The sequence below is a fragment of the Bacillus sp. NMCC46 genome, assembly GCF_002998465.1.
GTDB lineage: Bacteria > Bacillota > Bacilli > Bacillales > Bacillaceae > Bacillus.
On sequence record NZ_PVQZ01000001.1, the window covers coordinates 273,021 to 296,735 of the forward strand.

27 protein-coding genes are annotated in these 23,715 nt (G+C 40.9%); 8 read left to right on the top strand and 19 right to left on the bottom strand.

Going from position 1 to position 23,715, the window contains the following annotated elements:
• Nucleotides 1-55: 55 nt before the first annotated feature.
• From C6Y01_RS01400 to spoVK, 4 genes are all read right to left on the bottom strand, one after another.
• Nucleotides 56-466, bottom strand: coding sequence for a MerR family transcriptional regulator (locus C6Y01_RS01400; protein ID WP_034662120.1), 411 nt, complete (start codon nt 464-466; stop codon nt 56-58).
• A 91-nt stretch (nt 467-557) separates the two neighbouring features.
• Nucleotides 558-1,838: a methionine gamma-lyase family protein gene (locus C6Y01_RS01405; protein WP_095285197.1), complete on the bottom strand. Its 1,281-nt coding sequence runs from the start codon at nt 1,836-1,838 to the stop codon at nt 558-560.
• 18 nt (nt 1,839-1,856) lie between these two features.
• Nucleotides 1,857-3,119, bottom strand: coding sequence for a GTPase HflX (gene hflX / locus C6Y01_RS01410; protein ID WP_050944939.1), 1,263 nt, complete (start codon nt 3,117-3,119; stop codon nt 1,857-1,859).
• Nucleotides 3,120-3,240: 121 nt separating this feature from the next.
• Nucleotides 3,241-4,200: a stage V sporulation protein K gene (gene spoVK, locus C6Y01_RS01415; protein WP_034662129.1), complete on the bottom strand. Its 960-nt coding sequence runs from the start codon at nt 4,198-4,200 to the stop codon at nt 3,241-3,243.
• A gap of 320 nt (nt 4,201-4,520) precedes the next feature.
• Here spoVK and C6Y01_RS01420 point away from each other — a divergent pair, with 320 nt between their 5' ends.
• Nucleotides 4,521-5,279 carry an N-acetylmuramoyl-L-alanine amidase gene (locus C6Y01_RS01420; RefSeq protein ID WP_034662131.1) on the top strand — a complete coding sequence of 253 codons (759 nt, stop codon included), beginning with the start codon at nt 4,521-4,523 and terminating at the stop codon, nt 5,277-5,279.
• Between the two features lie 66 nt (nt 5,280-5,345).
• On the opposite strand, the gene C6Y01_RS01425 is transcribed toward C6Y01_RS01420, so the two are convergent.
• The 9 genes from C6Y01_RS01425 to C6Y01_RS01465 all read right to left on the bottom strand — a co-directional run bounded on the left by C6Y01_RS01425 (nt 5,346) and on the right by C6Y01_RS01465 (nt 12,225).
• Entirely contained in the window at nt 5,346-5,963 is a 618-nt protein-coding gene (locus tag C6Y01_RS01425) for a hypothetical protein (protein ID WP_106037747.1), read from the bottom strand.
• An 84-nt stretch (nt 5,964-6,047) separates the two neighbouring features.
• Nucleotides 6,048-7,028 (bottom strand): class 1b ribonucleoside-diphosphate reductase subunit beta, encoded by a 981-nt coding sequence (gene nrdF, locus C6Y01_RS01430; protein ID WP_034662137.1) that lies wholly within the window; start codon nt 7,026-7,028, stop codon nt 6,048-6,050.
• Between the two features lie 17 nt (nt 7,029-7,045).
• A complete protein-coding gene (gene nrdE, locus C6Y01_RS01435) occupies nt 7,046-9,148 on the bottom strand; it encodes a class 1b ribonucleoside-diphosphate reductase subunit alpha (protein WP_034662140.1) in 2,103 nt (700 codons plus the stop codon).
• Complete coding sequence (gene nrdI, locus C6Y01_RS01440) at nt 9,108-9,500, bottom strand: class Ib ribonucleoside-diphosphate reductase assembly flavoprotein NrdI (protein WP_008360380.1); 393 nt, start codon at nt 9,498-9,500, stop codon at nt 9,108-9,110. The genes nrdE and nrdI overlap by 41 nt, the downstream gene beginning before the upstream one ends.
• 265 nt (nt 9,501-9,765) lie before the next feature.
• Nucleotides 9,766-9,978 carry a hypothetical protein gene (locus C6Y01_RS01445; RefSeq protein ID WP_003212415.1) on the bottom strand — a complete coding sequence of 71 codons (213 nt, stop codon included), beginning with the start codon at nt 9,976-9,978 and terminating at the stop codon, nt 9,766-9,768.
• Between the two features lie 79 nt (nt 9,979-10,057).
• Nucleotides 10,058-10,390, bottom strand: a complete 333-nt coding sequence (locus tag C6Y01_RS01450; protein ID WP_034662143.1) for a YmzC family protein — start codon at nt 10,388-10,390, stop codon at nt 10,058-10,060.
• A 160-nt stretch (nt 10,391-10,550) separates the two neighbouring features.
• Nucleotides 10,551-10,772, bottom strand: coding sequence for an RNA chaperone Hfq (gene hfq / locus C6Y01_RS01455; protein WP_003211269.1), 222 nt, complete (start codon nt 10,770-10,772; stop codon nt 10,551-10,553).
• 25 nt (nt 10,773-10,797) lie between these two features.
• Nucleotides 10,798-11,754, bottom strand: a complete 957-nt coding sequence (miaA, locus tag C6Y01_RS01460; protein ID WP_034662145.1) for a tRNA (adenosine(37)-N6)-dimethylallyltransferase MiaA — start codon at nt 11,752-11,754, stop codon at nt 10,798-10,800.
• A gap of 69 nt (nt 11,755-11,823) precedes the next feature.
• Complete coding sequence (locus tag C6Y01_RS01465) at nt 11,824-12,225, bottom strand: YmaF family protein (RefSeq protein WP_095285194.1); 402 nt, start codon at nt 12,223-12,225, stop codon at nt 11,824-11,826.
• Between the two features lie 104 nt (nt 12,226-12,329).
• Between C6Y01_RS01465 and C6Y01_RS01470 the strand changes: the two genes are divergently transcribed.
• The 4 genes from C6Y01_RS01470 (at nt 12,330) to erbB (ending at nt 13,929) form a co-directional block, all read left to right on the top strand.
• Nucleotides 12,330-12,581, top strand: coding sequence for a hypothetical protein (locus C6Y01_RS01470; protein ID WP_012010040.1), 252 nt, complete (start codon nt 12,330-12,332; stop codon nt 12,579-12,581).
• A 101-nt stretch (nt 12,582-12,682) separates the two neighbouring features.
• The gene (locus tag C6Y01_RS01475; protein WP_095285193.1) at nt 12,683-13,228 is read left to right on the top strand and encodes a TetR/AcrR family transcriptional regulator; all 546 of its coding nucleotides are present in this window, start codon (nt 12,683-12,685) and stop codon (nt 13,226-13,228) included.
• A complete protein-coding gene (gene erbA, locus C6Y01_RS01480; RefSeq protein ID WP_106037748.1) occupies nt 13,228-13,545 on the top strand; it encodes an SMR family multidrug efflux transporter EbrA in 318 nt (105 codons plus the stop codon). The genes C6Y01_RS01475 and erbA overlap by 1 nt, the downstream gene beginning before the upstream one ends.
• 15 nt (nt 13,546-13,560) lie before the next feature.
• The gene (erbB, locus tag C6Y01_RS01485; RefSeq protein ID WP_034662159.1) at nt 13,561-13,929 is read left to right on the top strand and encodes an SMR family multidrug efflux transporter EbrB; all 369 of its coding nucleotides are present in this window, start codon (nt 13,561-13,563) and stop codon (nt 13,927-13,929) included.
• Between the two features lie 47 nt (nt 13,930-13,976).
• On the opposite strand, the gene C6Y01_RS01490 is transcribed toward erbB, so the two are convergent.
• Nucleotides 13,977-14,426, bottom strand: coding sequence for an OsmC family protein (locus C6Y01_RS01490; protein ID WP_034662163.1), 450 nt, complete (start codon nt 14,424-14,426; stop codon nt 13,977-13,979).
• A 77-nt stretch (nt 14,427-14,503) separates the two neighbouring features.
• A complete protein-coding gene (locus C6Y01_RS01495) occupies nt 14,504-15,238 on the bottom strand; it encodes a poly-gamma-glutamate hydrolase family protein (protein ID WP_034662166.1) in 735 nt (244 codons plus the stop codon).
• 584 nt (nt 15,239-15,822) lie between these two features.
• On the opposite strand from C6Y01_RS01495, the gene aprX reads away from it, so the two are divergent.
• Complete coding sequence (gene aprX, locus C6Y01_RS01500; RefSeq protein ID WP_034662171.1) at nt 15,823-17,148, top strand: serine protease AprX; 1,326 nt, start codon at nt 15,823-15,825, stop codon at nt 17,146-17,148.
• A 90-nt stretch (nt 17,149-17,238) separates the two neighbouring features.
• Here aprX and C6Y01_RS01505 read toward each other — a convergent pair whose 3' ends face one another.
• From C6Y01_RS01505 to C6Y01_RS01515, 3 genes are all read right to left on the bottom strand, one after another.
• Nucleotides 17,239-18,387 carry a Rap family tetratricopeptide repeat protein gene (locus C6Y01_RS01505; RefSeq protein ID WP_106037749.1) on the bottom strand — a complete coding sequence of 383 codons (1,149 nt, stop codon included), beginning with the start codon at nt 18,385-18,387 and terminating at the stop codon, nt 17,239-17,241.
• A 165-nt stretch (nt 18,388-18,552) separates the two neighbouring features.
• Nucleotides 18,553-19,302 carry a poly-gamma-glutamate hydrolase family protein gene (locus C6Y01_RS01510; RefSeq protein ID WP_034662173.1) on the bottom strand — a complete coding sequence of 250 codons (750 nt, stop codon included), beginning with the start codon at nt 19,300-19,302 and terminating at the stop codon, nt 18,553-18,555.
• A gap of 313 nt (nt 19,303-19,615) precedes the next feature.
• Nucleotides 19,616-20,089 (bottom strand): CarD family transcriptional regulator, encoded by a 474-nt coding sequence (locus tag C6Y01_RS01515; RefSeq protein ID WP_034662177.1) that lies wholly within the window; start codon nt 20,087-20,089, stop codon nt 19,616-19,618.
• A gap of 574 nt (nt 20,090-20,663) precedes the next feature.
• On the opposite strand from C6Y01_RS01515, the gene C6Y01_RS01525 reads away from it, so the two are divergent.
• Together C6Y01_RS01525 and bslA are read left to right on the top strand one after the other, a co-directional pair.
• Nucleotides 20,664-21,062, top strand: a complete 399-nt coding sequence (locus tag C6Y01_RS01525) for a hypothetical protein (RefSeq protein WP_034662180.1) — start codon at nt 20,664-20,666, stop codon at nt 21,060-21,062.
• A gap of 125 nt (nt 21,063-21,187) precedes the next feature.
• A complete protein-coding gene (gene bslA, locus C6Y01_RS01530) occupies nt 21,188-21,724 on the top strand; it encodes a biofilm surface layer hydrophobin BslA (RefSeq protein ID WP_034662185.1) in 537 nt (178 codons plus the stop codon).
• A gap of 89 nt (nt 21,725-21,813) precedes the next feature.
• Here the strand turns inward: bslA and mutL are convergent, their stop codons facing one another.
• On the bottom strand, nt 21,814-23,715 hold the full coding sequence (gene mutL, locus C6Y01_RS01535; protein ID WP_034662188.1) for a DNA mismatch repair endonuclease MutL: 1,902 nt from the start codon (nt 23,713-23,715) through the stop codon (nt 21,814-21,816).

Below are 23,715 nucleotides of genomic sequence, written 5' to 3' on the forward strand. Positions count from 1 at the left end.
TAAAACTCCTCCCCTACAAAAGGTAAAATTGTATAGCAATGCTTTTGCTAATTCGTTAACGGAAGAACCTTGACATATCCCCCTGCCTAAAGGTCGTTCCTTGTTGGAAACGTCCAGCCTGAATGAGTTCCTTCTTCAGTAGCTTCCTGAGTTCATCATCTGTCAAGTTGTGCTTGGCTGTGGTTTTCTCCTCGGTCTTTGTGTCAGACGCTGGATTTTCTGCCTCAGCTTTGGCAAAAAGTTTTTTGATTCCTGCCATGTTTACACCTTGTTCGATGAGGTTTTTAATTTCTAGTAATTTATCAACATCATGGAAAGAAAATAATCGGCGATTCCCATCACTTCTTGCTGGAAATACTAATCCATTTTCCTCATAATAGCGAATTTGCCTTGCAGATAATTCTGTTAGCTGCATGACAATCCCAATTGGGAATAAAGGCATTGAGCGGCGAATGTTATCACTCATCTCAACTGTCTCCTCCTCTTTGCTTAAATTTATTATATGTCATGTTATATTATGTGTCAACACTATGTTAGGAATATTAACATGGATTTTTTTATTGAGCAGGTATGTCGATAAAACCTTGTTCTAATAAGGCATCCACAGCACTGCAAATCGCATTTTTCACATGGGCATACGTGAGTCCGCCTTGAACGTAGGCTGTATAAGGCGGTCTGATCGGTCCATCGGCTGACAATTCGATACTAGCTCCTTGGACGAAGGTGCCCGCTGCCATGATGACATCATCCTCGTAGCCCGGCATATAGCTCGCATGCGGTGTGACGTGACTGTTGATCGGAGATGCATATTGAATCGCCTGGCAGAACGCAATCATTTTGTTAGGATCGCCAAATTCGACTGATTGAATCAAATCCGTTCTTTTCGCATTCCACGCTGGGTTCGTTTGGAATCCGAGCTTCTCAAGAAAACGAGCCGTGAACACTGCGCCCTTTAAGCTTTGAGCCACAACATGCGGTGCTAAGAAAAATCCTTGATACATTTCCTGGAGCGCATACAGCGATGCACCCGCTTCACTGCCGATGCCCGGAGATGTCATTCGATAAGAGCAAGCTTCTACCCATTTTTCTTTTCCAACGATGTAGCCGCCTGTTTTGGCAAGGCCGCCGCCTGGATTTTTAATAAGGGAACCTGCCATAAGATCCGCTCCCACATGACATGGCTCTTGTAATTCAGTAAATTCACCATAACAGTTGTCCACAAACACAATGATTTCTTCATTGATCTCTTTTACAAATGAGATCATTTGCTCGATTTCTTCTATTGTAAAGGAGGGTCTTGACGCATAGCCTTTCGAACGCTGAATGCCGATCATTTTTGTTTTAGAGGAGATTGACTCTTTTACTTTGTCATAATCGACGGATCCATCTTGTCTTAAATCAATGGCCTTGTAATCAATCTGGAAATCTTTTAATGAGCCTGTCCCTTCTTTGCCGCGGATCCCTACAATTTCTTCTAGCGTATCGTATGGTTTTCCTGTCATATAGATCAATTCATCGCCAGGTCTCAGCACACCAAATAACGCAATGGAAATCGCATGTGTACCGGAAATGATCTGCGGACGCACGAGGCCGCTTTCTCCCCCGAAGACATCCGCATAAATTTTTTCTAATGTATCTCTTCCCATATCATCGTAGCCGTAACCAGTTGTCGGATTAAAGTGAGAGTCACTGACTCTATGCTTTCGGTAGCTTTCAAGCACCCGCCACTCATTTTGTTCGCTCTTTTGATCAATTTGCTGATGCACGTGTAAAATGTCTTGTTCTGTTTCTGCTGCTACTTTTTCTAAAATACTGCCGTGTTTTAATGTATGAAACATCTTGATTTAATTCCTTTCTTACAACATATACTTCTTGATTTGACCTAATATGGTCTGCTCCTCACCACTAAACCCAGTGATGTCATAAAGTTCTGCTTCTTTTTGAAATTCTAGTGATTCTACAAGCGTTTCTGATTTTAATGCGGAGATGAGCTTTCCTTCATACGCTGGAATCTTCACATGATATGGCTTTAAAAAGTTTTGTTTCAGTTCTGCCATAATATCCGCTTTTAATCGTTTCACATCTTCTTCGCGTCTCGCACTGATTAACAGATGACGATGCTTTGAAGATGGGATGAAATCCGGTCTAATTTGATCTTCTTTGTTATAAACCGTCAGCATTGGAATACGATCTGCTTCTAATTCCTCTAAAAGCTCATGAACCGTCCGTTCGTGACCTTCGTAATCCTCATTAGAAGAATCAATGACGTGAAGCAAATAATCAGCTTCCTTCACTTCTTCAAGAGTGGAACGAAATGCCGCAATGAGTGTTGTTGGAAGGTCTTGGATAAAACCAACGGTATCTGAAATCAGCACACTGTAGCCAGATGCTAATGTCATCTTACGTGTCATTGGATCAAGTGTCGCAAACAGCAGATCCTCTTCATGACTATCTGCATCTGTTAATTGGTTAAACAAAGTAGATTTTCCGGCATTCGTATATCCGACAATGGCAATTTGGAACACCCCATTTTTCTTCCGGCGTTCCCGGTATCTTGTACGGTGTTCTTTGACTGTAGATAATTGCCCATTAATTTCGTGAATACGGTTTCGAATATGGCGTCTATCTGTTTCAAGTTTTGTTTCACCTGGACCTCTTGCGCCAATTCCGCCGCCTTGTCTTGAGAGGCTGATCCCTTGTCCGCTTAGTCTTGGCAAGGCATACTGAAGCTGGGCAAGCTCTATTTGCAGCTTCCCCTCTCTTGTCCGAGCTCTTTTTGCAAAGATGTCTAAAATCAATTGTGTACGATCGATAATTTTCACATCTAAGGCAGTTGCCAAAGCTTTCAGCTGACTTGGAGACAGTTCATCGTTAAAAATAATGACATCACATTCGAATTCCTCGCAAAGCACTTCAAGCTCTTCTACTTTCCCTTTACCGATATATGTTGCGCTGTCTTGTCTATTTCTCTTCTGCGTCATTACGCTGACAGCTTCACCGCCAGCCGTTTTGGTTAAGGAAGCTAATTCTTCCATTGAGTATTGAAAGCGTTCATCCGTGACATGCGGCAATTGACAGCCGACAAGGATCGCTTTTTCTGTCATTTCATGTTCATTCAACGTCAGTTGTTTCCTTTCTGTACTTAAGTTTTCAGTAGTACCATCATACCAAACACATCACACGTATACCACTATTCGGCTGGTTTATTTTAGTATCTCTTTATAAAAAGGATACGCCATTTTAAGTAGGCGTATCCTCTTTCATTTGCAGATCGTGACTTTTAATCGTGAGCAAATCTTTTTTATCATAATGATCCACAAGCAGGAGTCTCATCGCTTGGGTTCGAATGGCCTTTTCAATCGTGTTTCGCACAAAGCGGCCGTTGCTGAATTTTGCAGGACTCGTGGTGCTTTTAATGTGCATTAAGTAATCTCGCAGCTTCCATTCAGCTTCTTGGGTAAATATATATTCTCTGTCAGCCATCATTCGTTTGGCAATGTCCATGAGCTGATCGACGGTATAATCAGGAAAGCTGATATTGATTGGAAATCTGGATTGCAGCCCAGGGTTTAATGATAGAAAATGATCCATTTCCTTAGAGTAGCCAGCAAGAATGAGAATGAATTCGTGCTGTTTGTCCTCCATATGTTTTACTAGGGTATCAATCGCTTCTTTCCCAAAATCCTTTTCGCCTCCGCGGGCAAGAGAATAGGCTTCGTCGATGAACAAAATGCCGCCTAGTGATTTTTTAATTAACTCCCTTGTTTTTTGCGCAGTATGACCAATGTACTCTCCGACAAGATCTCCGCGTTCCGCTTCAATTAAGTGCCCCTTTGAGAGGACATTCATTTCAAAGAAAAGCTTCCCGACAAGTCTTGCAACCGTTGTTTTCCCTGTGCCTGGATTCCCTTTGAACATCATATGAAGCGCTTGTTTGCCTACCTTTAACCCTTGTTCCTGCCTTTTTTGATTGACAAAGATCCAAGCATAAATCTCTTTTATGTTTCGTTTCATTTCATCCATACCGACAAGGCTGTTCATTTCACGCTCTATTTCCCGTAAGATGCTGTGCTTTGCCTCATTTTTCTGCAAGGCTTCTAAGTATTCTGCCTCTGAATCTGCATCAACCAATACTTGCTTTTGTCCGTTAAGTATAATATTGATTTGGCCGTTGTTTTTATATGTGACAGCTCGCTCCAACGTATTCACCTCTCGCTCTTCTCTCTTTATTCTATTCGGGTGGAGCTGTAATCGTGACAATCGCCCGCTTAAGCCCAAGTTTGCTGTCAAAATGACCCGAGATACCGAATATTGTAGGGATTTCTGCGGTTTCCCAGGAAATGATGTGCTATTTCCATTGTATTCATCCAATTTAGGCGGACAAACCAACAATTTGTTTTTTCTTAGAAAAATGTAGCTTTCTCATCACAAATTGTGCAGAAAAGAGTCTCAATGATTTCCGCATATTGTACAGGCAATTCTTCTATTTTCTCATAAAATAAAGACGAGGTGATGAATAGATGGTGAAAATTTTTATTGATCCTGGCCACGGAGGAACAGATTCTGGAGCTGCTGCAAATGGACTTTTGGAGAAAAATATAACACTGCAAATCGCGATTTTACTGAGAGATATGTTGATTAGTGATTATGATGACGTTTCTGTCCGCTTAAGTCGTTCAATTGACCAGTCCGTCACTTTGGCCCAGCGTACAAATGCGGCAAACAGCTGGGGAGCTGACTATTTCGTGTCTATTCATATTAATGCAGGCGGGGGCACAGGTTTTGAAAGCTTTGTGTATCCTGGCGTTTCAGCACCGACCACCACGTATCGCAATGCCCTTCATGATGAAATTGTTCGCTCGGTGGATTTTGCCAACCGCGGCAAGAAAACAGCGAACTTCCACGTTCTTCGAGAAACTTCTATGCCCGCTATTTTAACAGAGAATGGTTTCATCGATACGACAGCTGATGCAAATAAGCTCCGCAATGCGACCTTCCTTCAAGGCATCGCTCGCGCTCATGCCACTGGATTAGAGAAAGCCTTTCAGCTGAAAAAAAAAGCAGGTAATCTTTATAAAGTACAGGCTGGGGCTTTCAAGGTGAAAGCCAATGCGGATGAATTAGCAGCCACACTTAAATCCAAAGGCTTTGACGCCTTCGTTGTATTAGAGGGAGGTATGTTCCGAGTGCAAGCTGGGGCTTTCCGCACAAAACAAAATGCGGATGACCTCGTCGCAAGACTAAAGCAGGCCGGTCACGACGCATTCGTTTTCCAATAACTGAAGCTGTTATAACGAAATAAACCGGCTCAAGTCTGCTGCTGAGCCGGTTTATGATTGATTCTTTTATGCTAAAATGTTCACGACAAATTGAGACCATGTTTCAAGTCGATCGAAGTATTCGGGCTTTTTCAAATCGGATGCTTTCATCCATTTTCCTGAGATTTGATCTGTTTCTTTCACTTCTACATGAGCACCCGGCGCTAATTCAAGTGCTGATAACAGGCCAATGTGCACACGGCCGACACTGTTGTCATCATCATTAATTAAACCAAGGGTTTTCATCTCAAGCTTGTCTTCTTCTTGAATAGAAAGTTCCTCGTCCAGCTCACGATCCGTATTTTCTTTTAGAATTTCAACAAAGTTTTTCCCTTCGATGAAATTCATGTGACCACCAAAGCCAAGAGACAACTTATGATGCAATCGAGTCTCTCCCCCGCCTTGAAGCCTTTCATATACATACACTTCGTCCTCACGCTTAATCACGACATAAGGAATCGGCTGCTTGAAGTCAGGATTTTCTTCCGCATCGCCTCTGCGCATCTGCTCGAAGTGCTCTTCGATTTCTTTCATAATGGTGTTGATTGTTTTCTCTTCACTATTCACACCATTAAACGCAATCGTTTCGTTTTGGAACACGCGTGTGCGCGGTGCAACTAGTATGATTTCATCCATTTTTCCCATGCTCGGTAACCTCCAGTATGTAACGCATTGTATGAAATGGCAAAAAGCCAAAACGAGTGATGCGTTTTGACTTTTACGCCTTACTTATGATTCATCTCCAAAGAAGAAGTCGTCATCTTTTAACGGCTCTACAGTTGCTTTTTTGTAGCCGTTCCCTTTCATTGAGAAGAAGTCATGCGACTTTGTTTTTGTATTGAGTCCGTTCAATACAATTGGGTTGATCTCTTCTTCTTCAAAGTAAGGGGCAAATCCAAGGTTCATTAACGCTTTATTGGCATTGTAACGAATGAACTTTTTCACATCATGTGATAAATTGACTTGGTCATATATATCTTCCGTGTAATGAAGTTCATTTTCATAAAGCTCGTTCAAGAGGTCAATAGAGAAATCATACAGCTCTTTTTGCACTTCAGGTGTTTGTTTGTTGTAAATTTCTTGCGCTAATAATCCAACGTACACACCGTGAATCGCTTCATCACGCAAAATCAAGTTGATGATTTCACCACTTTGCATGAGCTTTCCTTGTCCATAGAAATAAAGCGGGTAGTAAAAACCACTGTAAAATAGGAAGCTTTCTAAATAAACAGAAGCAACCATTGCTTTAAAGAGGGAAATCGGATCGTCCTTTTGAATCGAACGGTATAAACTGACAATCATATCTGCTTTCTTTTGCAAGAATTTATTTTTCTTGACCCATTCAAACACTTCACTGATCGTTTCAGTTGGTGCGAGGGTCATGAAGATATTTGAGTATGATTTTGCATGTACCGCATTTTCCATCATCGCCATAAAGTTTAATACAGCTTTACGCTGATGGCCGTCTACATGTTCAGCCACAATCGGCATCCCTGTATTTCCTTGTTCTGTATCAAGTAAAGTCAGGCCAGCAAGTACCTTCATGTACGTATCTCGCTCTTTTTCACCTAAATATTTCCATGTTAAGAGATCCCCGTTTAAGGAAATCTCTTCAGGAAGCCAGAACTGCTTCACATTTTGGTTGTAAAACATTTGTGTAAAATCGTCTTCGTGTTTTGACCAGTTGGCTGCATCATAAATTTTTGTCACGTTAAACTCTCCTTTAATCAAACAACACAAGAAAGACAGCCTTCCTGCCCTGTATCCTTCGTTCTTGCATAATAAAGTGTCTTAATGCCTTTATGGTGTGCATACAGATCGATACGGTTTAAGTCACGCGTTGTCATCGTATCTTTCAGGAATAGTGTAAAGCTGATTCCTTGATCGACGTGCTGCTGAATCGTTGCGATCATATCGACCACTTTAAACATGTCCATATCGTACGCTTCTTTATAGAAGAACCAGTTCTGCGCTGAAAGACCTGGCATTGGGTAATAGGTTTTGCTGTTGCCGTATGTTCTTTCTTCGATACGTTCCATAATTGGCATAACAGAGGCTGTGGCCGATTGCACATAAGAAATGGAACCTGTTGGTGCAATACATAAGCGGTAGCTATGGTACATGCCATTTTCCGCTACAAAGTCTTTGAGTGCTGCCCAGTCTTCTTTTGTTGGAATGTGCATGCCTTCAAATAGTGCTGCTGCTTTTTCTGTTTTTGGTGTGAAATCATTCTCCACGTATTTATTGAAGTACTCACCCGTTGCATAGCCAGAGCCTTCATAACGATGGAATGTTTCTCCTTTTTCTTTTGCAAGCTCACTTGAGCGTTTAATTGAATAATAGTTCACCATCATAAAGAAAGTATTCGCGAAATCTCTTGCTTCTTCACTTTCATAGGCAATTTGGTTTTGAGCCAAATACCCGTGAAGGTTCATCGCGCCAAGTCCGATTGATTTCATCGCTTTGTTCGCTTTTCGAACAGCCGGTGCATTGCGAATGTCTGTTGTTTCAGACACAAGTGTTAGTGAGTCTGTTGCAAGTTTGACCGTTTTTTCGATCGATTTGTTTTTCATGACATTCATGATATTTAATGAACCAAGATTACAAGAAATATCAAGACCGATTTCATCTTCTTGATCATAGTCCGTGTAAGAAGAGACCTCTGAAGCCTGAAGCACTTCTGAGCATAGGTTTGAGAATTTCACTCGTGAAATATGGTTTAATGCATGCTCTCTATTCACATTATCTTGGAACATGATATATGGATAGCCTGATTCTGAGCGAAGAACAGCCAATTTTTCAAGAAGCTTTCTCGGATTGACTTTTTCTTTTTTGACTTTCGGGTTTTCTACAAGCTCATCATACATTTCTTCCATGTCCATCTCATCAAGATGCTGTCCATATTCTTTATAGACTGTGTGTGGATAGAAGGTGTAAGCTGTTTTATCTTCTCTTGCCAGCTCGATAAATTTGTCCGGGATGACAACACCGATGGACAATGTTTTCACACGAACATCTTCATCAGCAGAGATTTTTTTTGTATCTAAGAAATCATTGATATCTCTGTGGAAAATATTGAGGTAGGCACTGCCTGATCCTTGTCTTTGTCCCATTTGATCTGCATATCTGAATGCATTATCAAGAAGCTTCATCACGCCGACGACACCTTTTGTCGCGTTTTCAACATCTTTGATTGCTTCGCCTTTTGCACGAAGTTTTGACAGGTTCAAACTGACGCCGCCGCCTAGTTTTGAAAGCTGCATTGAAATATCAATCGCTCTTGAAATATCGTTTAATGAGTCATTCACTTCAAGCAAGAAACAGCTCACAAGCTCACCGCGTCTTTTACGTCCAGCGTTTAAGAATGTTGGTGTACTTGGCTGGTACTCCTGATTGATCATCAGTTCTACAAACTCAAGGGCTTTTTCTTTATCTCCGCCCGCAAAGAAAAGCGCTACAACTGAAATGCGGTCTTCATAGCGTTCAAGGATTTTCTTTTTATCATTTGTTTTCAGTGCATAGTCGTTGTAAAACTTAAACGCACTCATGAATGATGGGAATCTAAATTTCTTCGCATATGCAGCTTCGAATACTTCTTTAATATCTGCCATGCTGTATTGTCTTAAAAATTCTTCCTCATAGTAGTCGTTTTCTATTAAGTAATCAATCTTCTCTTCTAAGTTGTGAAAGAAGACCGTGTTTTGATTAATATAATCTACGAAATAACTATGTACAGCTTCTTTGTCCTTATCAAACTGAAACTTTCCTTCTTTTTGAATCATAATCTCGTTATTTAATTGTATCCACTTTGGAACCTGATTTTGTGACAATTCTTTCTACCTCCTGTGTAAACAATTCAACATCCCTTTTTGTTCCGCTTAGTTCAAAGGTGTGCAAAATAGGAACTTGATATTGTTTAGAAATCGTATCGGCGCTTTTGGCAAAATTATCTCCCCACACTTTGTTTCCACTCACCGCAACACCTAGTAAAAGGTGGGCATTTTTCTCTAAAAAGGATTGAGTGGTACTAGGGACTTGTCCAAATCCTGTCGTAAAGGTGACGAGAATAAACGGCGTATCCAAAAACTCTTCTCCAGTCAATTTTCGTTTGTCTGTAAAAGGGGTCTTGTCCAAAAAGCGTTGAACATTTCCTGTTTTTGAATCAAATACGATTTGAATCAATTCCATCACGACCTAGTTTTTAGTATTGTTGATCATTTCGTTATTCACTATATATAGTATACTATGTTTTTTCAAAACACAACATATAGATGTTCAAAACGAAAAAAATCAACCAACCCGGCCGAACATTCATAGCCGAACTCGTACGTTCAAATAAATAGAGCAGAACAGGATCTAAAAATAGACTGCTCTACTCCCTATTCAACTGAAACCGAAATCTATCATAACACGAAAAAAAATCGCTTAGTAGACTAGACTTTTTGTTTTATTTTTTGTAGGCATCGCACTGTAAATCTTCTGACACTTCTGTAATTTCCACTTCAACACCTAATTCTTTTAGCACCGCTTCAAGCGCAGAGACGATTGAAGCTTCTCTGACTAATTCTTTCCCATTTACAGAAACGCTTGTTCCATATTCGAAACAGGAGTCGTCTTCACAAGTTTGTTCCCAATGATTAATTTTAATTTTGTGTGTCATGAACTCATCCTTTTCTGTCTAGATGTCTGATGCATGATTATAGTGTAGCGACTTCACATTCATTTGTAAATTCACGTGCTTACTCTTCTACAGAATCGTCATCATCATCATAATCTTCGTCCCACTCATCTATGTATTTTGTTTTAATAAGAGTCAGTTCTCCCTCTTTTTCGTCAAACCGGTACACATGTACTTCATCATCTTTCACAACAGCAAAGTGATTATTTTTTAGAGCAACAGCTGATTGTAAAAGACCTTCTATATGTCCATGATCATCTTGATTAGAATAGTTATGCCAGCTTTCCTGCCTGGATTCAATGTTTGAAATGGCGCACGATCCAAATAAGACAACAATCCCAATTAGTAGAAGGATCACCCTAATCCTTCTTAATTCAAGCTCTGCGTTTTCCATATCGCTTCCCTCACCTTTCTCCATATCCAATAAGGGATTATACGCAGAATAGGCAGAAAAGTTTCATGGCATGCAAAATAGCCCCTCTGCACTGACAAAAAACGTAGCGGGTTCCGGCCGGTTTATTCGCAGATGCATGGGGCTATTAGGTGGAACTATCCTATTCTAATTCTAGATTCACATTCTTTTGAGGTGCAAATGTAGAAATGGCGTGTTTATAAATAAGCTGCTGCTTCCCTTCTGTTTCAAGCAGCACCGTGAAATTGTCAAATCCTTTCACTTGACCGCGAAGCTGAAAGCCATTCAGTAAGAATACTGTGACAAAGGTATTGTCTTTACGAATTTGATTCAAAAATTGGTCCTGAATATTAATCGGTTTCATGTTTCGTCCTCCTTGATTCTGATAACTACAGTTTCGCTTTAAGTCCAAGCTTTCCTGCTATATATGCGAAAATTTCCTCTTTTTTGTCTGAAAAGTGGCAAGGCGGTGTCATGTCGAACCAAGTGACATCCATTTTATTACGGAACCACGTGAACTGACGCTTCGCATATCTGCGGGAATTTTGCTTTAATTGCTGGATAGCTTCATCAAGTGAGCAGTCACCTTGAAAATACGCATACAGCTCTTTATAACCAATCGCTTGAACCGATTGACAATCCTTCAAGCCAGATTGATAAAGTGCGCTCACTTCCTCAATTAAACCTTCATCTATCATCATATCAATTCTTTGGTGAATGCGCTCGTACAAAAGCTCTCGATCCATTTTCAGCCCAATGAAGGCTGTATCATAAAGAGGAACTTCTTGATGACCACTTTGCATCTCCGACATTTTCTGACCTGTTGTATGGATCACTTCCAGCGCCCGGATCACGCGGCGGACATTATTCGGATGAATGGCTTTTGCAGCATCAGGGTCTAATGCCTTTAGCTTTTCGTGCAGCTGAAGGGGGCCATGCTGCTGTTCAAACAGCGCCATTTCTTCTCTAAAAGCAGGATCACTTTTCTCATCGGTAAATGTGTAATCATATAAAACAGATTGGATATACAAACCTGTTCCGCCGACGATCATTGGTGTTTTCCCTCTAGCGGCAATCTCTTTGATTTTCACACGGACCAGCTGCTGAAATTCAGCTGTAGAAAAGGATTCGTCCGGCTCTTTAATATCAATTAAGTGATGCGGGACACCATCCATTTCTTCAGGGGTGATTTTAGCTGTTCCAATGTCCATTCCTTTATAAATCTGCATAGAATCACCACTGATAATTTCTCCATTAAATGCTTTTGCTATATGAATGCTCAGTTTTGTTTTCCCGACAGCCGTCGGTCCTACTAATACAATCACTGGTTGTTTCGTTTTTTTCATAACATCACTCTCTTTTACAAACTGCCTACAGTATAGCATAACTTCTCTTTCTCTCCTATATACGGCCTATCACCAGCCGAGTGGTTCATTTCCGACCACTTCATATGTCTTCCCTTTTAATCGGTGCGTATGCGTCGGCCGCTCCTCGTCCGGACTATAGACAACTCCTCCGTACGGAATGGGGACAGAATCGTTATAGGCAGAAAACGTGACTTCCTCAATCTCGTGATAGTGCGTACCATCCAATCTTGGAATTGCCGGCCCTGTGACGCCGTAGTATCTGTGGAAATGCCCTCTCTCAAAAGAGGTGATCCCGCGATAGAAATGAGTATGCTGATCGGTATTACTTCCATTGACAGGCTGAGAAATGCCTTCTATTAAATGATAATGCTCTTCTGTTACATCCGTTCGTGCTTTATAGGCATGAGCATGCGGCGGGCATTTTGCCCAATCAGATGGATACAGGCCCATTTTTTACATTCCTCCTTATAATAGGCGTTCACCCAAACACATATAGGCCAATCGAATACACTGATGTCAGTTACAGTGATTTTATGTGAGAGGAGCCTTTTTTTATGAATTATTTTGATGCACCGCCATTTATGCAAGAAGACATGAGAAGACCTTTTGGTTTTGGCTTTGGACGCCCGGGTTTTGGGTTTGGGAGACCTGGATTCGGTTATGGTAGACCCGGATTCTTCGGACCTCCATTTTTAGGTGGTTTTGCTGGAGGTCTGCTTGCTGGGTCTCTGCTTGCGCCAGGCTATGGCTATGGGTACCCTTATCCGCCTCCGTACCCGCCATATGGACCATACCCTTATTATTAAATATGACGATTTAGCGAAATCAAATGAATCGATTGACACACTCGTTTTTGATGGGTTAACATTTACTTTACCGACCGTTCAGTAAAGTAGGTGTTTTTTTTATGTCTAAAACCAAAAAAGAGCAAATCTTTGATGCAGCTGCCCGCACGATCTTAGAAGAAGGATTAAGCCAGCTTACCCTTCAGCAAGTGGCAGAGCATGCACATATGACCAAAGCCGGCCTGCTTTATCATTTCGCAAGCAAGGAAGAGCTCATCCAAAAAATGAATGAGCATGCGATTCTTTGCTTTCGTCAGCAGCTCGAAACGTATCAAGAAACTTACAAGCATGAAAAAGCGCCTTATGTCCGTGCATATATATCGGCCACATTACATGATCTTGATCATCAAAATACGACTCAGCTATGTACAAGTATGCTTGCTACTATGTCATTTGATGAAGTGTTATTGAACCCTTGGCGTGATTTTTATGCAGAGTTCAAAGCGAAAGCAGCTGATGAAATCAATGACCCAACATTGAGCCAGCTGATTCGTCTTGCTTGTGATGGAATATGGTTTTCAGAAATGTTTCAGCTTGAACCGCTGAACCGAGAGGAAAAAACCCTTTTACTTCATCGGATTTTACACCTATTAGAGGAGGGATCATAATGATCCTCGGATATCTTTTTCTAGCTGTGGCGATTTTTTCAGAAGCGATTGGCGCCGTGATGTTAAAATTCTCCAACGGCTTTACTCGCTTTAAGCCGAGCGCTGTCGTTGTTGCTGGGTATACACTTGCCTTTTATATGCTGTCATTGACTCTGAATATCATTCCGCTTAGCATTTCTTATGCAACATGGTCTGGGGTTGGTACAATCCTCACGGCTATTTTTGGCGTGCTTTTTTTCAAAGAAACCTTGAACCAAAAAGCAGTCATTGGGATGGCGATGCTTGTCTCAGGAGTCGTACTTTTAAATATGTCATAAAGGATGTGAGAGATCATGAAAGGAATGCTCTATTTAACAGGAGCCATTTTGACGGAGGTTTTTGGCAGTACGATGCTGAAGCTTTCACAAGGTTTTTCGCAACTGCTGCCGAGTATTGGGGTCCTGATCGGATTTGGCTGCGCCTTTACCTTCCTCAGTTTGGCACTTAAAACCATTGACCTTTCGTCTGCTTATGCGACATGGTCTGGCGTTGGAACAGCACTCACTGCTCTTATCGGACTCGTGCTGTTTAACGAAACCATTCACATAAAAGGCTTCATCGGCCTTGCACTTGTGATATGCGGCGTGATTGTCTTGAACCTGTCCAAAAAACAAAAGGAAGAAAACAAAGAACAAATCGATCAAACCGAATGGACGTCATAAAAAAAGTCATTTTCTCCATTTAATAAGAGAAAATGACTTTTTTGTTTTTACCCGCCAACTTGAATGGTTTCTTCTAAGGAAATGGCCACATTTCCTTGAACAGCTCTTGAGATCATACATGAGCTTTCGGCTTTATGCGCGAGCTTGCGGGCCAGCTCAATATCTTGCGGGGAAGCGGATTGTTTGAGGATGATGACAGGCCGGTGAATGATTTTTTCATATGTAAACACACCATTGGTCACATCTACGACAGCCTCAGAACTCATCGTTAGATCCTCTTTCTCTAATTGGCTCCGCTCCATCATAGCGGCAAGTGTAATAATATAACACGTAGCCGCTGCACCTAAGAGCATCTCATCTGGATTTGTTCCAATGCCGGGACCGTCCATTTCTTTTGGAATTGAAATCTTCGTTTTTAACTGTTCACATGAGATTGTACCCACATCGTTACGCAGACCAGGCCAGCTCGCCTGAAGATGAAAATGATGACGCGCCATATTCGTCTCTCCTTTTATTATCACTTTTTATAGTGTAACAAGAATTCACGCTGCTTGTCTTAACATGTGCACCATCTTTATGTATATTCCTCATCCAGCACTGTCCGAATCGCCCTGACATACCGGTAGAACGTCTCGTTTTTTGTACTCGATCGCCGCCGAAAGTCAAAACTGTCAAATAAAGCTTCACGCTGACTTCTACTAATCTCTAGCTGTACACTTTGCCCTGTTTTTGTAAGATTATTAATATTATGATTGCTTGTTCCGCTCAGGGTTGCGTGTGCGACAGCCAGTTCAGCAGAAAATCCGTTCCGCTCTAATGAGTTCACAATTTTTTCTGCACGGTCGTAATCTGTTCCGCCAACGAGAGTATGGTCAATTCCTTCCTCACCTTTGTATCCATGAACTGCTAAGATATAATCGTGTGCTTTTGCCTGCGCGACGCCGACTGGCTCATCAAAGTTTGTGCTTGTAATATGAAGTTCTGACGCATTCTCTCTTAAGCCTTCAAACAAATACGTAGAGAAATCATTATCGAAAAAATGGACGATCTCGCTCACGCCGCCTTCAATCCTCCCGCCATGGGGTGACATCACTAGAAGACGGCTTCCAGGCACTGGGTTGGCTGTAATCTGATAGCTGCTTGTTGATTCGTTTTCTTCCAGTTCTTTAAAATTGCGATAAATATCATTTGAACCGCTTTCGTCTTCCCCACCTGATGACACTGGCTCATCATGTTCCTGTGCTTGCATTGTATAATAAACGCCCCATCCGATCGCAAGCAGGAGAAGCAAAGCAAAAAACTTCTTCATTCCCGTTCTCCTTTAACAGATTTCTAAGCCGTTTCTATGATTTATATTGAATCATCATTTCTTTTCATTTTTTCCACTTTTTCTCTTCAAATTTGATCATAACACTCTAGATCATGAGATTCCTCAAAAATAAGATAATTGCATTTATATACACAGAAACGCCTCTCCTCTTTGAAAACAGAGTTAGAATAGTATGACAGACAAATGAAGTTATGTTTAAAATGGCCTAGTTCTATCCAGTCTGTTTTCTTTAATTCGGCTTGTATTTATATGGATTTGATTTTTTTCCTCTGTGACAAGTCACATTTGTATGAGCATTGACCCTGTTTATCCCTCCCTTTTTTCTGCAAAATCGATTGTTTCACCGGTTCTCTTTGAAGAACTCTCCCACCTATCATCGGCAGATTCTACATGTTTTTCACCTTTTTCTATTATTTTACAAAATGTAAGCGCTTTTCTTTTTAAAGAGAAATCAGTCAGCCGCCAATATGAAGAAAAGGAGGGGCATGAATCCGAACCAAGCAGCTCTCATTCTCATAACGTAATAGTGTACAAGAATGGATAGCTAGAATGGAGGGCATTACATGTTTGGATTTTCTATGGTGCAAATGGTCAGAACACAAGCTAGTAAACTGGATCAGCCTTTAAGAGAAACCGTCCTTCACCTTTATAAACCTTTTAAATGGACGCCATGCTTTCTTCATCGTTTCTTGGAAGGAAGATTAAAGAAGAGAAAGAAGCTTCGTGTGATCATTGAATTTAAGGAAGGTGCGGTCGAAGCAGGTATTCAAAGCGCAAAACAGTTCATGAAAAAAAATAGAAAAACAAAAATTAAACGGCACTTTTCACATATCGACTGCTGCGCTGCTGACCTAACACCGGCTGCTTTAGAGGAGCTGTTAGCGAATGGTGAGCATATTCGTAAAATTTATTTAGACCGGAAAGTTCATGCACTTCTGGATGTGGCCACACAAGCAAGTCATACTGATGAAGTCATCCGAAACGGTACAACCTTAACAGGGGAAGGTATTACGGTCGCTGTCATTGACACAGGGATTTATCCGCATGAAGATCTAGAAGGAAGAATTCGCGATTTTGTGGATTTAGTCAAGCAAAAAACAAAGCCTTATGATGATAACGGGCATGGCACTCACTGCGCTGGAGATGTAGCTGGAGACGGAGCTGCCTCAGATGGCTTGTACAAAGGACCTGCTCCAAAAGCTAATTTAATTGGCGTGAAAGTGTTAAATAAACAAGGGGCTGGATCACTTTCTACTATTATAGAAGGGGTTGAATGGTGCATCCAGTTCAATGAAGATCATCCTGATGATCCGATTCATATTATGAGTATGTCACTAGGCGGAGATGCCCAGCGTTATGATGACGAACAAGACGATCCGATGGTGCGCGCTGTCAATGCTGCTTGGGATCAAGGCATTGTTGTATGCGTCGCTGCCGGAAACTCTGGTCCTAACAGCCAAACGATTGCGAGCCCTGCCGTCAGTCAAAAAGTTATTACGGTTGGCGCTTTTGATGACCGGAATACACCAGAATCAAACGATGATATCGTGGCACCATTTTCGAGCAGAGGCCCTACTGTTTATGGTGAAACAAAGCCTGATATTCTCGCACCAGGAGTAAACATCGTCTCTCTCAGATCACCAAGGTCCTTTCTAGATAAACTCGATAAATCAAGCAGAGTCGATGACGATTACACGACGTTATCTGGCACATCTATGGCAACACCGATTTGTGCTGGTATTTGCGCTCTTCTTTTAGAGCATTCACCAGATTTAACGCCCGATGATGTCAAAACCCTGTTAAAAGAAAATACAAGCAAGTGGTCTGGAGATGACCCGATGATTTACGGAGCAGGTGCCATTGACGCAGAAAAGGCCATCAAAGAATAAATTAAAAAAGCCCTTTACGTTGATTCGTAAAGGGTGTTGTTTGTCTGTTATTACGTGTGAAGTCTTTCATCTACTTGAGCAGCTGACATGTTATGCTTCGTTCTCATACATCTCATCTCCTTTTTGAATGTGCGTACGCGCTTCGATCACAATCTCAAAAAAAGTGGAAGATTCCTTGTACATGTCGCGTTCCTTATAATAATTAGCCGCATCAAGTGCTAATTCCTCTAAATCAGCAAACATTTTTTTGCTTCGCAGACCAAAAAGGGCCGACCTTAATTGCTCACAGCTGTCTTTTTCTATATAAAGCGCCTGCAAAAATTGGAATTTCAACTGATAAATTTCATCTTCCAATAAACAAGCCTCTTTCATTCCTTTACGTATAGCCTCGCCCGCCCGCTGGATATCTCCGAGTTTAAAACAAGTAAGGGCAAGTGAAAATAATGATTTGATCATCGTGGATGCTTGATCTTTTTGATAAAGGGAAATGGCTTGTTCAAAAAAGACAGTCGCTGTATGATACGTTCCCATACTATAATGACAAGCACCTAAGTTATTAAGAGCCATCGCTTTAAAATAAGATGTGCATTCTTGCCGTTCCATCACTTCACAGACCTTTAACGCTTTTTCTAAATAAGGAAGCGCTTTTTGGTGCTGACTCACATCAATCCAATTACCTGCCATGACAAAATCACATTGAATGCTTCTTTTTCCATAAAGCTGATGTTTCTTATAAATGTCTCTCGCCTTTTTAGCATAATGCATGGAGAAATAAGTTTGTTTCATATGATAGTATACTTCAGCGATTTTATAGTAAAATTCCGCTTTTTCAATCTCATCTGTCACTAAGATCAGTTGATGTTCCGCATGCTTGTAATAGGAAATAGCCTCGATATACCGGCGCTGGATAAACGCATACATTCCATGGAAAAAATGAAAGTAATAGCCGAGCAAGCCTGTCATCTCATCTTCTCCATCTTCCATTTCTTTCGAAAAAGACACGGCTTGAAGCGTTTCACTCCCTGCATGGACTGGCGTTAAATGCTGAAGCATCATTTGATGGCGAAAATCCATTAGAGAATAATATAGAAGTAAATCTTGATCCTCTTCCATCTCATGAATTTCTTCTTCAACAAGGCGCTTCATATCGTTTGCTTGTTCGACTTCAAATTTGCAAATATGCGTGTACCATTGATTGATCTTTACACCTACTTCGGAAGATGGTATTTTGTGTGCCATCCACTTCAGCCCCATTCTATCATATCAAACTGATAACTATTATTTTACATAATTTATGTTTTTAAGGCAAATTGTAAGTTATTACATAATTTATGTTCATTTCGCATATTTCTATCTTTTTTACCAAGTTTAAATGGAGTAATTTTGCCCATCAAAACGGTTTTTCTACGAAGATGGGTCAAATTCTCTTAATACTTCTTTTAAAGCACTGATATAACGTCTGAATGCTTTTTTCTTTCCTTTTCTCGTATCAAAATTGTCAAAAAAGGCTTCTCTCTGCGCCGTACTAATTTCTAGCTGAACACTTTCACCACTCGCATTTCGATTATTAATATTTTTGGGATCTGTTCCTGAAAGCCGTTCGCCTTCTTGCACCATTTCTGCAGAAAATCCTCGATCCTTTAATTCTCGTACAACTGCTCTTTGCATTTTTTCGTTTGTCCCACCAACTAGCGTGTGTCTTTTATCACTTTTATAGCCGTGGATGGAAATGGAGAAGGGATACGTTTTAATCATTTGAACCAATATCGGTTCATCAAACTTGGTGCTTGTAATATGCAAATCACGATTATTGTCTTGTTTTGTTCCTTCAAACAAATACGTAGAGTACTTTTCTTGAAATGCTTCTACAATTTCACTTGTTCCTGGTTCAATTTCCCCTCCATGAGGAGAAAAGACGAGTAAATCACTTCCACCCTTTTCGTGAAATTCTATTTCATAGCCTTCTCTTTCATGTCGGATAAGCTGTTTAAAGCTTTCATATTGATCCCCTTTTTTTCGCTCTTTTTGATACTTTTCTACCTCTTCTTGATATTGCTTTTGCTCTTTTTTTTCTTGAACAGAATGGCTGCATTTCACCATTAAAAGAGCACACAGGATCAGAAAGATGAATCCGCATATCAGTAGCCTTTTCATTTCACCGCTCCTTTTCATTCTCTTAGGTGTCATCTTATCGCATTATTTTACTATCAATGGCTAACAGAATTCAAAGGTTGTCCGGCTCATTTGAACGAATCAGGAGAACTTACCTGTTTTTTTATGCTGCCCTAGGTATTTCTGACTTCTTTGAATCATTCATTGCTTGAATAAAAACTGCATCGTATGACCTTATTTTAGCTTTAGTTAAAATCACCTACAAAAATGGACATATTCTTCTGATTTCAAACAAAAAAAGCCGTAAACAAAAGGTATGCCCTTCTGTTTACAGCCAATTACTGTATATCCATCATTAAACTCTTAGTTCATTCTCTAAAGCTGAAAGGACTTCATCTTGCGACAGTCCTTGTGCAAGAGAAATCTCACTCACTAACATGCCTCGTGCATCTTCAAGCATCTTCTTTTCACTTGAATTTAATGCTTTCTTCTGATTGCGTCTCATCAGATCTTTGACAACGTCTGCACCATCTTCGATCGCACCTGTTTTTAGCTTTTTCAGATTTTCATCATATCTTTGCTTCCAAGTAAGCGTGTCGTCGTTTGTTTCTTCTGCAAAATTGTTCATCACAACTTTCAGCGTTGCTTGATCTGCTACCGGACGTATACCTAGTTGATTGATTCTGCCTCTTGGGATCATCATCTGCATATTCGGCATTTGAATCAGAAAATATTCCTCCGTCTTACCTAAAATCTCTTTTTCTTCCATTCCTTCAATCACACCGGCACCATGCATAGGGTAAACAATTTTATCACCTATTTGAAACAAATCCGCCACCTCCGAAAGTATTCACATTATGATTATAACACATTTCATCGGTGGATAAAAATTTATATTCTATCATGTTATTTTAGCACTAGTCAATTCTTTTTATTTGAGTTTTTCAGAAAAAGCCTTTTTTTACAAAAAAAGCGCCATCATCCAGTCCCCTTGTCTTATTCTTGCATATACTAGCATTGAGTCACATTTAGGAGGGATGACAATGTGCAAATGCAAGTGCAAGTGCAAACATTCCCACTCAAACTGTTATAAAAAGCATGACGATCATTGCCATGAGGATCCATGTAAAGAAAAAAAGTTTCATCATAAAAAAGATAAATGGTTTGAGAGCGATTTCTGGGATACTTCTAGAAGCTACGATCCCTATTACTGTCCTAAAAGTGTCTGCAGCAGCTGTAAGAAGCGTCGTAGAAGAAGACATGGCTTCTCATATTAGCAATTGACGCTTTCACCTGCTTTTCGTTTTCCCGGCTGAAAAGCCGGTTTTTTTCATATGGATAGGCTCATGAAACGGATCATGCTCATAGGATATGGCAACCTGACATAAAGGATGAGATATCAAATGAACAATATGAATAGCCCAATGAATCATCATCACCAAGAAAATCCCTATCATACATTTGAGAATGTGTATACAGCCAATCATGAGCATGTGGTCGCGCCAAACATGCAGGATCCTATGAATATGCCAAAGCATGATCATACCGGTAAAAAAGATATGTACAGCGGACACTATCCGCATCATCATTCAACCTATTCGCCGTTTCCAAATCAGCATGATGCCTTTTCACATGTTCCAATGAAAGATCACCATCATCTTGGCCACTATGGTGGATACGGAATGATGCCATATCATCCATACGGATATCAAGATATGCATATGATGATGCCAAATCAGCAAATGACAGGCCATGGTTATGGAATGAACCAACCAAATGCGTTTTTCCCCCGTTATTACTAAACAAAGTGACAAAATAAGGGTATAATATACCATTTAATACCATATAGGAATATGGTAACCTTGTAGGTAAATAATGGGTGTAATCATCTATTATTTACCTATATTCAACAAGGGGGAAGGAAGAAATGAAAAAAACATGGACAATGATCATGATGGGAATGCTTACACTGGTCATGGCACTATCGGTACCGATTGCCGCATCCGCAGAAGGAGTCAAAACGGAGGAAGGCAAAGCATCAACGAATGCAAGACCAGCTGAACTTTATGCAAAAATTACAGGTACAAGTAAGCAGGAATGGTCTTTTTCTGACATTGAGCTGACATACCGCCCAAATTCTGTTTTAAGTATCGGTGCCATTGAGTTCACATTGCCTGCAGGCTTTCAAGCGACAACAAAAGACATCTTCAATGGAAAAGCATTAAAAGACAGCTACATTTTGAACAGTGGAAAAACTGTCCGCATTCCAGCTAGAATCGATTTATTAGGAATCTCACAATATAAATTACAACTTTCTCATAAAGTACTTCCTGCTGCAGGTACATACACGTTCCGCGCAGAAAACCGTGCGCTTAGCATTGGTTCTAAATTTTATGCAGAGGACACCCTTGATATTCAAACACGACCAGTTGTGGTCACACCGCCAAATCCTTGTGGATGCTAAATAAAAAAGCGCTCTTATAAGAGCGCTTCAGATTGTGACAAAGGGCTAAAATGATTTTTATTTTAGCCCTTTGTCTTTTTTTCATTTGATCACATGACCCGTTTAAACATTTTTTCCATTTCATATGTCGAGTGATGAATGATGATCGGCCGGCCGTGCGGACAAGTGAAGGGGTCCTTTGTCTGCCGGAGTTCATCTAATAAGGCTTTGATTTCATCATGACGCAAATGGCGATTTGCTTTGATAGAACCTTTACAGCTCATCATGATCGCCGCTTCTTCTCTCAATTTTTTGATATCAACACGCTTCTCATCTAGCACTTGCTCTATAATCTCTTCGATCAGTTCAGCCTCTTCCCCTTTTGGAAACCACTGCGGATGCGACCGAACAATGTAGCTTCCTGAACCGAAAGGCTCTAAGAAGACGCCCACTTTCGTTAGTATCTCTTTATGCTCTTCAATAATCAGCATATCGTTTTTCGAGTAGTGGAATGTTAATGGGACGAGCATTTCTTGCACTTCCTGCTTGATCTCTCCTACCTTCTCACGATAATACTCATACTTGATTCGCTCCTGGGCCGCATGCTGATCGATAATATAAAGCCCTCGTTCATTTTGAGCCAAAATATATGTGCCGTGCATTTGCCCGATGGGATACATGACTGGAACACGTTCGTTTTCTGAAATGGTTTCTGCAACATCTTCTCTCAGTACCGACTCTTCATATTCTAGTGAAGCGGCGGATTCCTCTAACTGAACACGCTCAGATGGAGCATCTTCATAAAATACAGGTGATGACGCCTCAGTCTTTTCCTGCTCAGGCGTCCCATATGTACCCGTCTGACTTGTCTCGTATACAACCGATTCGAGAGGCTCCGGCTGATAGGATAGCGGCGTTTCCGACACGCTTGTGTTTATTTTTTTCGCATCAAAGGTTAAGGATTGCTGCTCATTTTTGATAGCTGGCATTGGTGCTTTCTTTGGTACCGAAGCACTTGGAATGAGTTGCTGCTTTTGAAATACTTCCTTAATTCCTTGTTTGATTAGCTCATGAAGTTCCTGCTCTTTACTTAGTCTCACTTCAAGCTTCGAAGGGTGAACGTTCACATCCACTAAAATGGGGTCCATCTTCATCTCAATAAATGTAATCGGATGGCGGCCAATCGGCAGCAGGGTGTGATACCCTTCATGGACCGCTTTCACGAGCGGAAAATGCTTAACATATCTGCCGTTTACAACAGAAGACATATAATTCCGTGATGCCCTTGTCACTTCTGGCAAGGAGATATATCCTTTCACTTCAAAATCAAGTGATTGCACGTGAAGCGGCACCATTTTTTTCGCAACAGCTGTCCCGTAAATGGCCGCAAGCACATGCCGCACATCCCCGTTTCCATTCGTCTGAAGCAGGACTTTCCCTTGATGTCGCAAGCGAATCGATACTTCTGGGTGAGCCAGCGCAATTCGATTGACGACATCCGATATATTGCCAAGCTCCGTATGAACGGTTTTCATGTATTTTAGGCGGGCCGGCGTATTGTAAAATAAGTTGGTAACGACAATCTCGGTACCGCGGCGGCCAGAAGTTTTTTTCTCTGAAATGATCTTTCCGCCTTGCAGTACCAGGTGCGTTCCAGCTCCTTCACCAGTACTTGTTTTCATTTCTAGATGAGAGACAGATGCGATACTTGGCAGCGCCTCTCCCCTGAAGCCGAGCGTTCTGACACGGAACAGATCATTTTCATCTTTGATTTTACTCGTTGCATGGCGCTGAAAGGCGAGCTTACAATCTTCAGCATCGATTCCAACACCATTATCAATCATTCTAATAGAGGAAAGACCTGCTTCTTCTACATCGATTTCAATGACTGTACTGCTTGCATCGATTGCATTTTCCATAAGCTCCTTTACGACAGAAGCCGGACGCTCAACTACTTCACCAGCAGCAATTTTATTGGATAGGTCATCGGATAACTGAATAATCTTTGCCAT

Bases quoted from the DNA above. Each gene is read 5' to 3' on its own strand.
- C6Y01_RS01445 (WP_003212415.1), bottom strand. From the start codon at position 9,978: ATGACACACAAAATTAAAATTAATCATTGGGAACAAACTTGTGAAGAC.
- erbB (WP_034662159.1), top strand. From the start codon at position 13,561: ATGAAAGGAATGCTCTATTTAACAGGAGCCATTTTGACGGAGGTTTTT.
- C6Y01_RS01400 (WP_034662120.1), bottom strand. From the start codon at position 466: ATGAGTGATAACATTCGCCGCTCAATGCCTTTATTCCCAATTGGGATT.
- C6Y01_RS01425 (WP_106037747.1), bottom strand. From the start codon at position 5,963: ATGGGAAAAATGGATGAAATCATACTAGTTGCACCGCGCACACGCGTG.
- C6Y01_RS01475 (WP_095285193.1), top strand. From the start codon at position 12,683: ATGTCTAAAACCAAAAAAGAGCAAATCTTTGATGCAGCTGCCCGCACG.
- C6Y01_RS01465 (WP_095285194.1), bottom strand. From the start codon at position 12,225: ATGGGCCTGTATCCATCTGATTGGGCAAAATGCCCGCCGCATGCTCAT.
- bslA (WP_034662185.1), top strand. From the start codon at position 21,188: ATGAAAAAAACATGGACAATGATCATGATGGGAATGCTTACACTGGTC.
- C6Y01_RS01495 (WP_034662166.1), bottom strand. From the start codon at position 15,238: ATGAAGAAGTTTTTTGCTTTGCTTCTCCTGCTTGCGATCGGATGGGGC.
- C6Y01_RS01505 (WP_106037749.1), bottom strand. From the start codon at position 18,387: ATGGCACACAAAATACCATCTTCCGAAGTAGGTGTAAAGATCAATCAA.
- erbA (WP_106037748.1), top strand. From the start codon at position 13,228: ATGATCCTCGGATATCTTTTTCTAGCTGTGGCGATTTTTTCAGAAGCG.
- C6Y01_RS01450 (WP_034662143.1), bottom strand. From the start codon at position 10,390: ATGGAAAACGCAGAGCTTGAATTAAGAAGGATTAGGGTGATCCTTCTA.
- C6Y01_RS01510 (WP_034662173.1), bottom strand. From the start codon at position 19,302: ATGAAAAGGCTACTGATATGCGGATTCATCTTTCTGATCCTGTGTGCT.
- C6Y01_RS01470 (WP_012010040.1), top strand. From the start codon at position 12,330: ATGAATTATTTTGATGCACCGCCATTTATGCAAGAAGACATGAGAAGA.
- C6Y01_RS01420 (WP_034662131.1), top strand. From the start codon at position 4,521: ATGGTGAAAATTTTTATTGATCCTGGCCACGGAGGAACAGATTCTGGA.
- miaA (WP_034662145.1), bottom strand. From the start codon at position 11,754: ATGAAAAAAACGAAACAACCAGTGATTGTATTAGTAGGACCGACGGCT.
- mutL (WP_034662188.1), bottom strand. From the start codon at position 23,715: ATGGCAAAGATTATTCAGTTATCCGATGACCTATCCAATAAAATTGCT.
- C6Y01_RS01525 (WP_034662180.1), top strand. From the start codon at position 20,664: ATGAACAATATGAATAGCCCAATGAATCATCATCACCAAGAAAATCCC.
- C6Y01_RS01405 (WP_095285197.1), bottom strand. From the start codon at position 1,838: ATGTTTCATACATTAAAACACGGCAGTATTTTAGAAAAAGTAGCAGCA.
- aprX (WP_034662171.1), top strand. From the start codon at position 15,823: ATGTTTGGATTTTCTATGGTGCAAATGGTCAGAACACAAGCTAGTAAA.
- C6Y01_RS01490 (WP_034662163.1), bottom strand. From the start codon at position 14,426: ATGGCGCGTCATCATTTTCATCTTCAGGCGAGCTGGCCTGGTCTGCGT.
- hfq (WP_003211269.1), bottom strand. From the start codon at position 10,772: ATGAAACCGATTAATATTCAGGACCAATTTTTGAATCAAATTCGTAAA.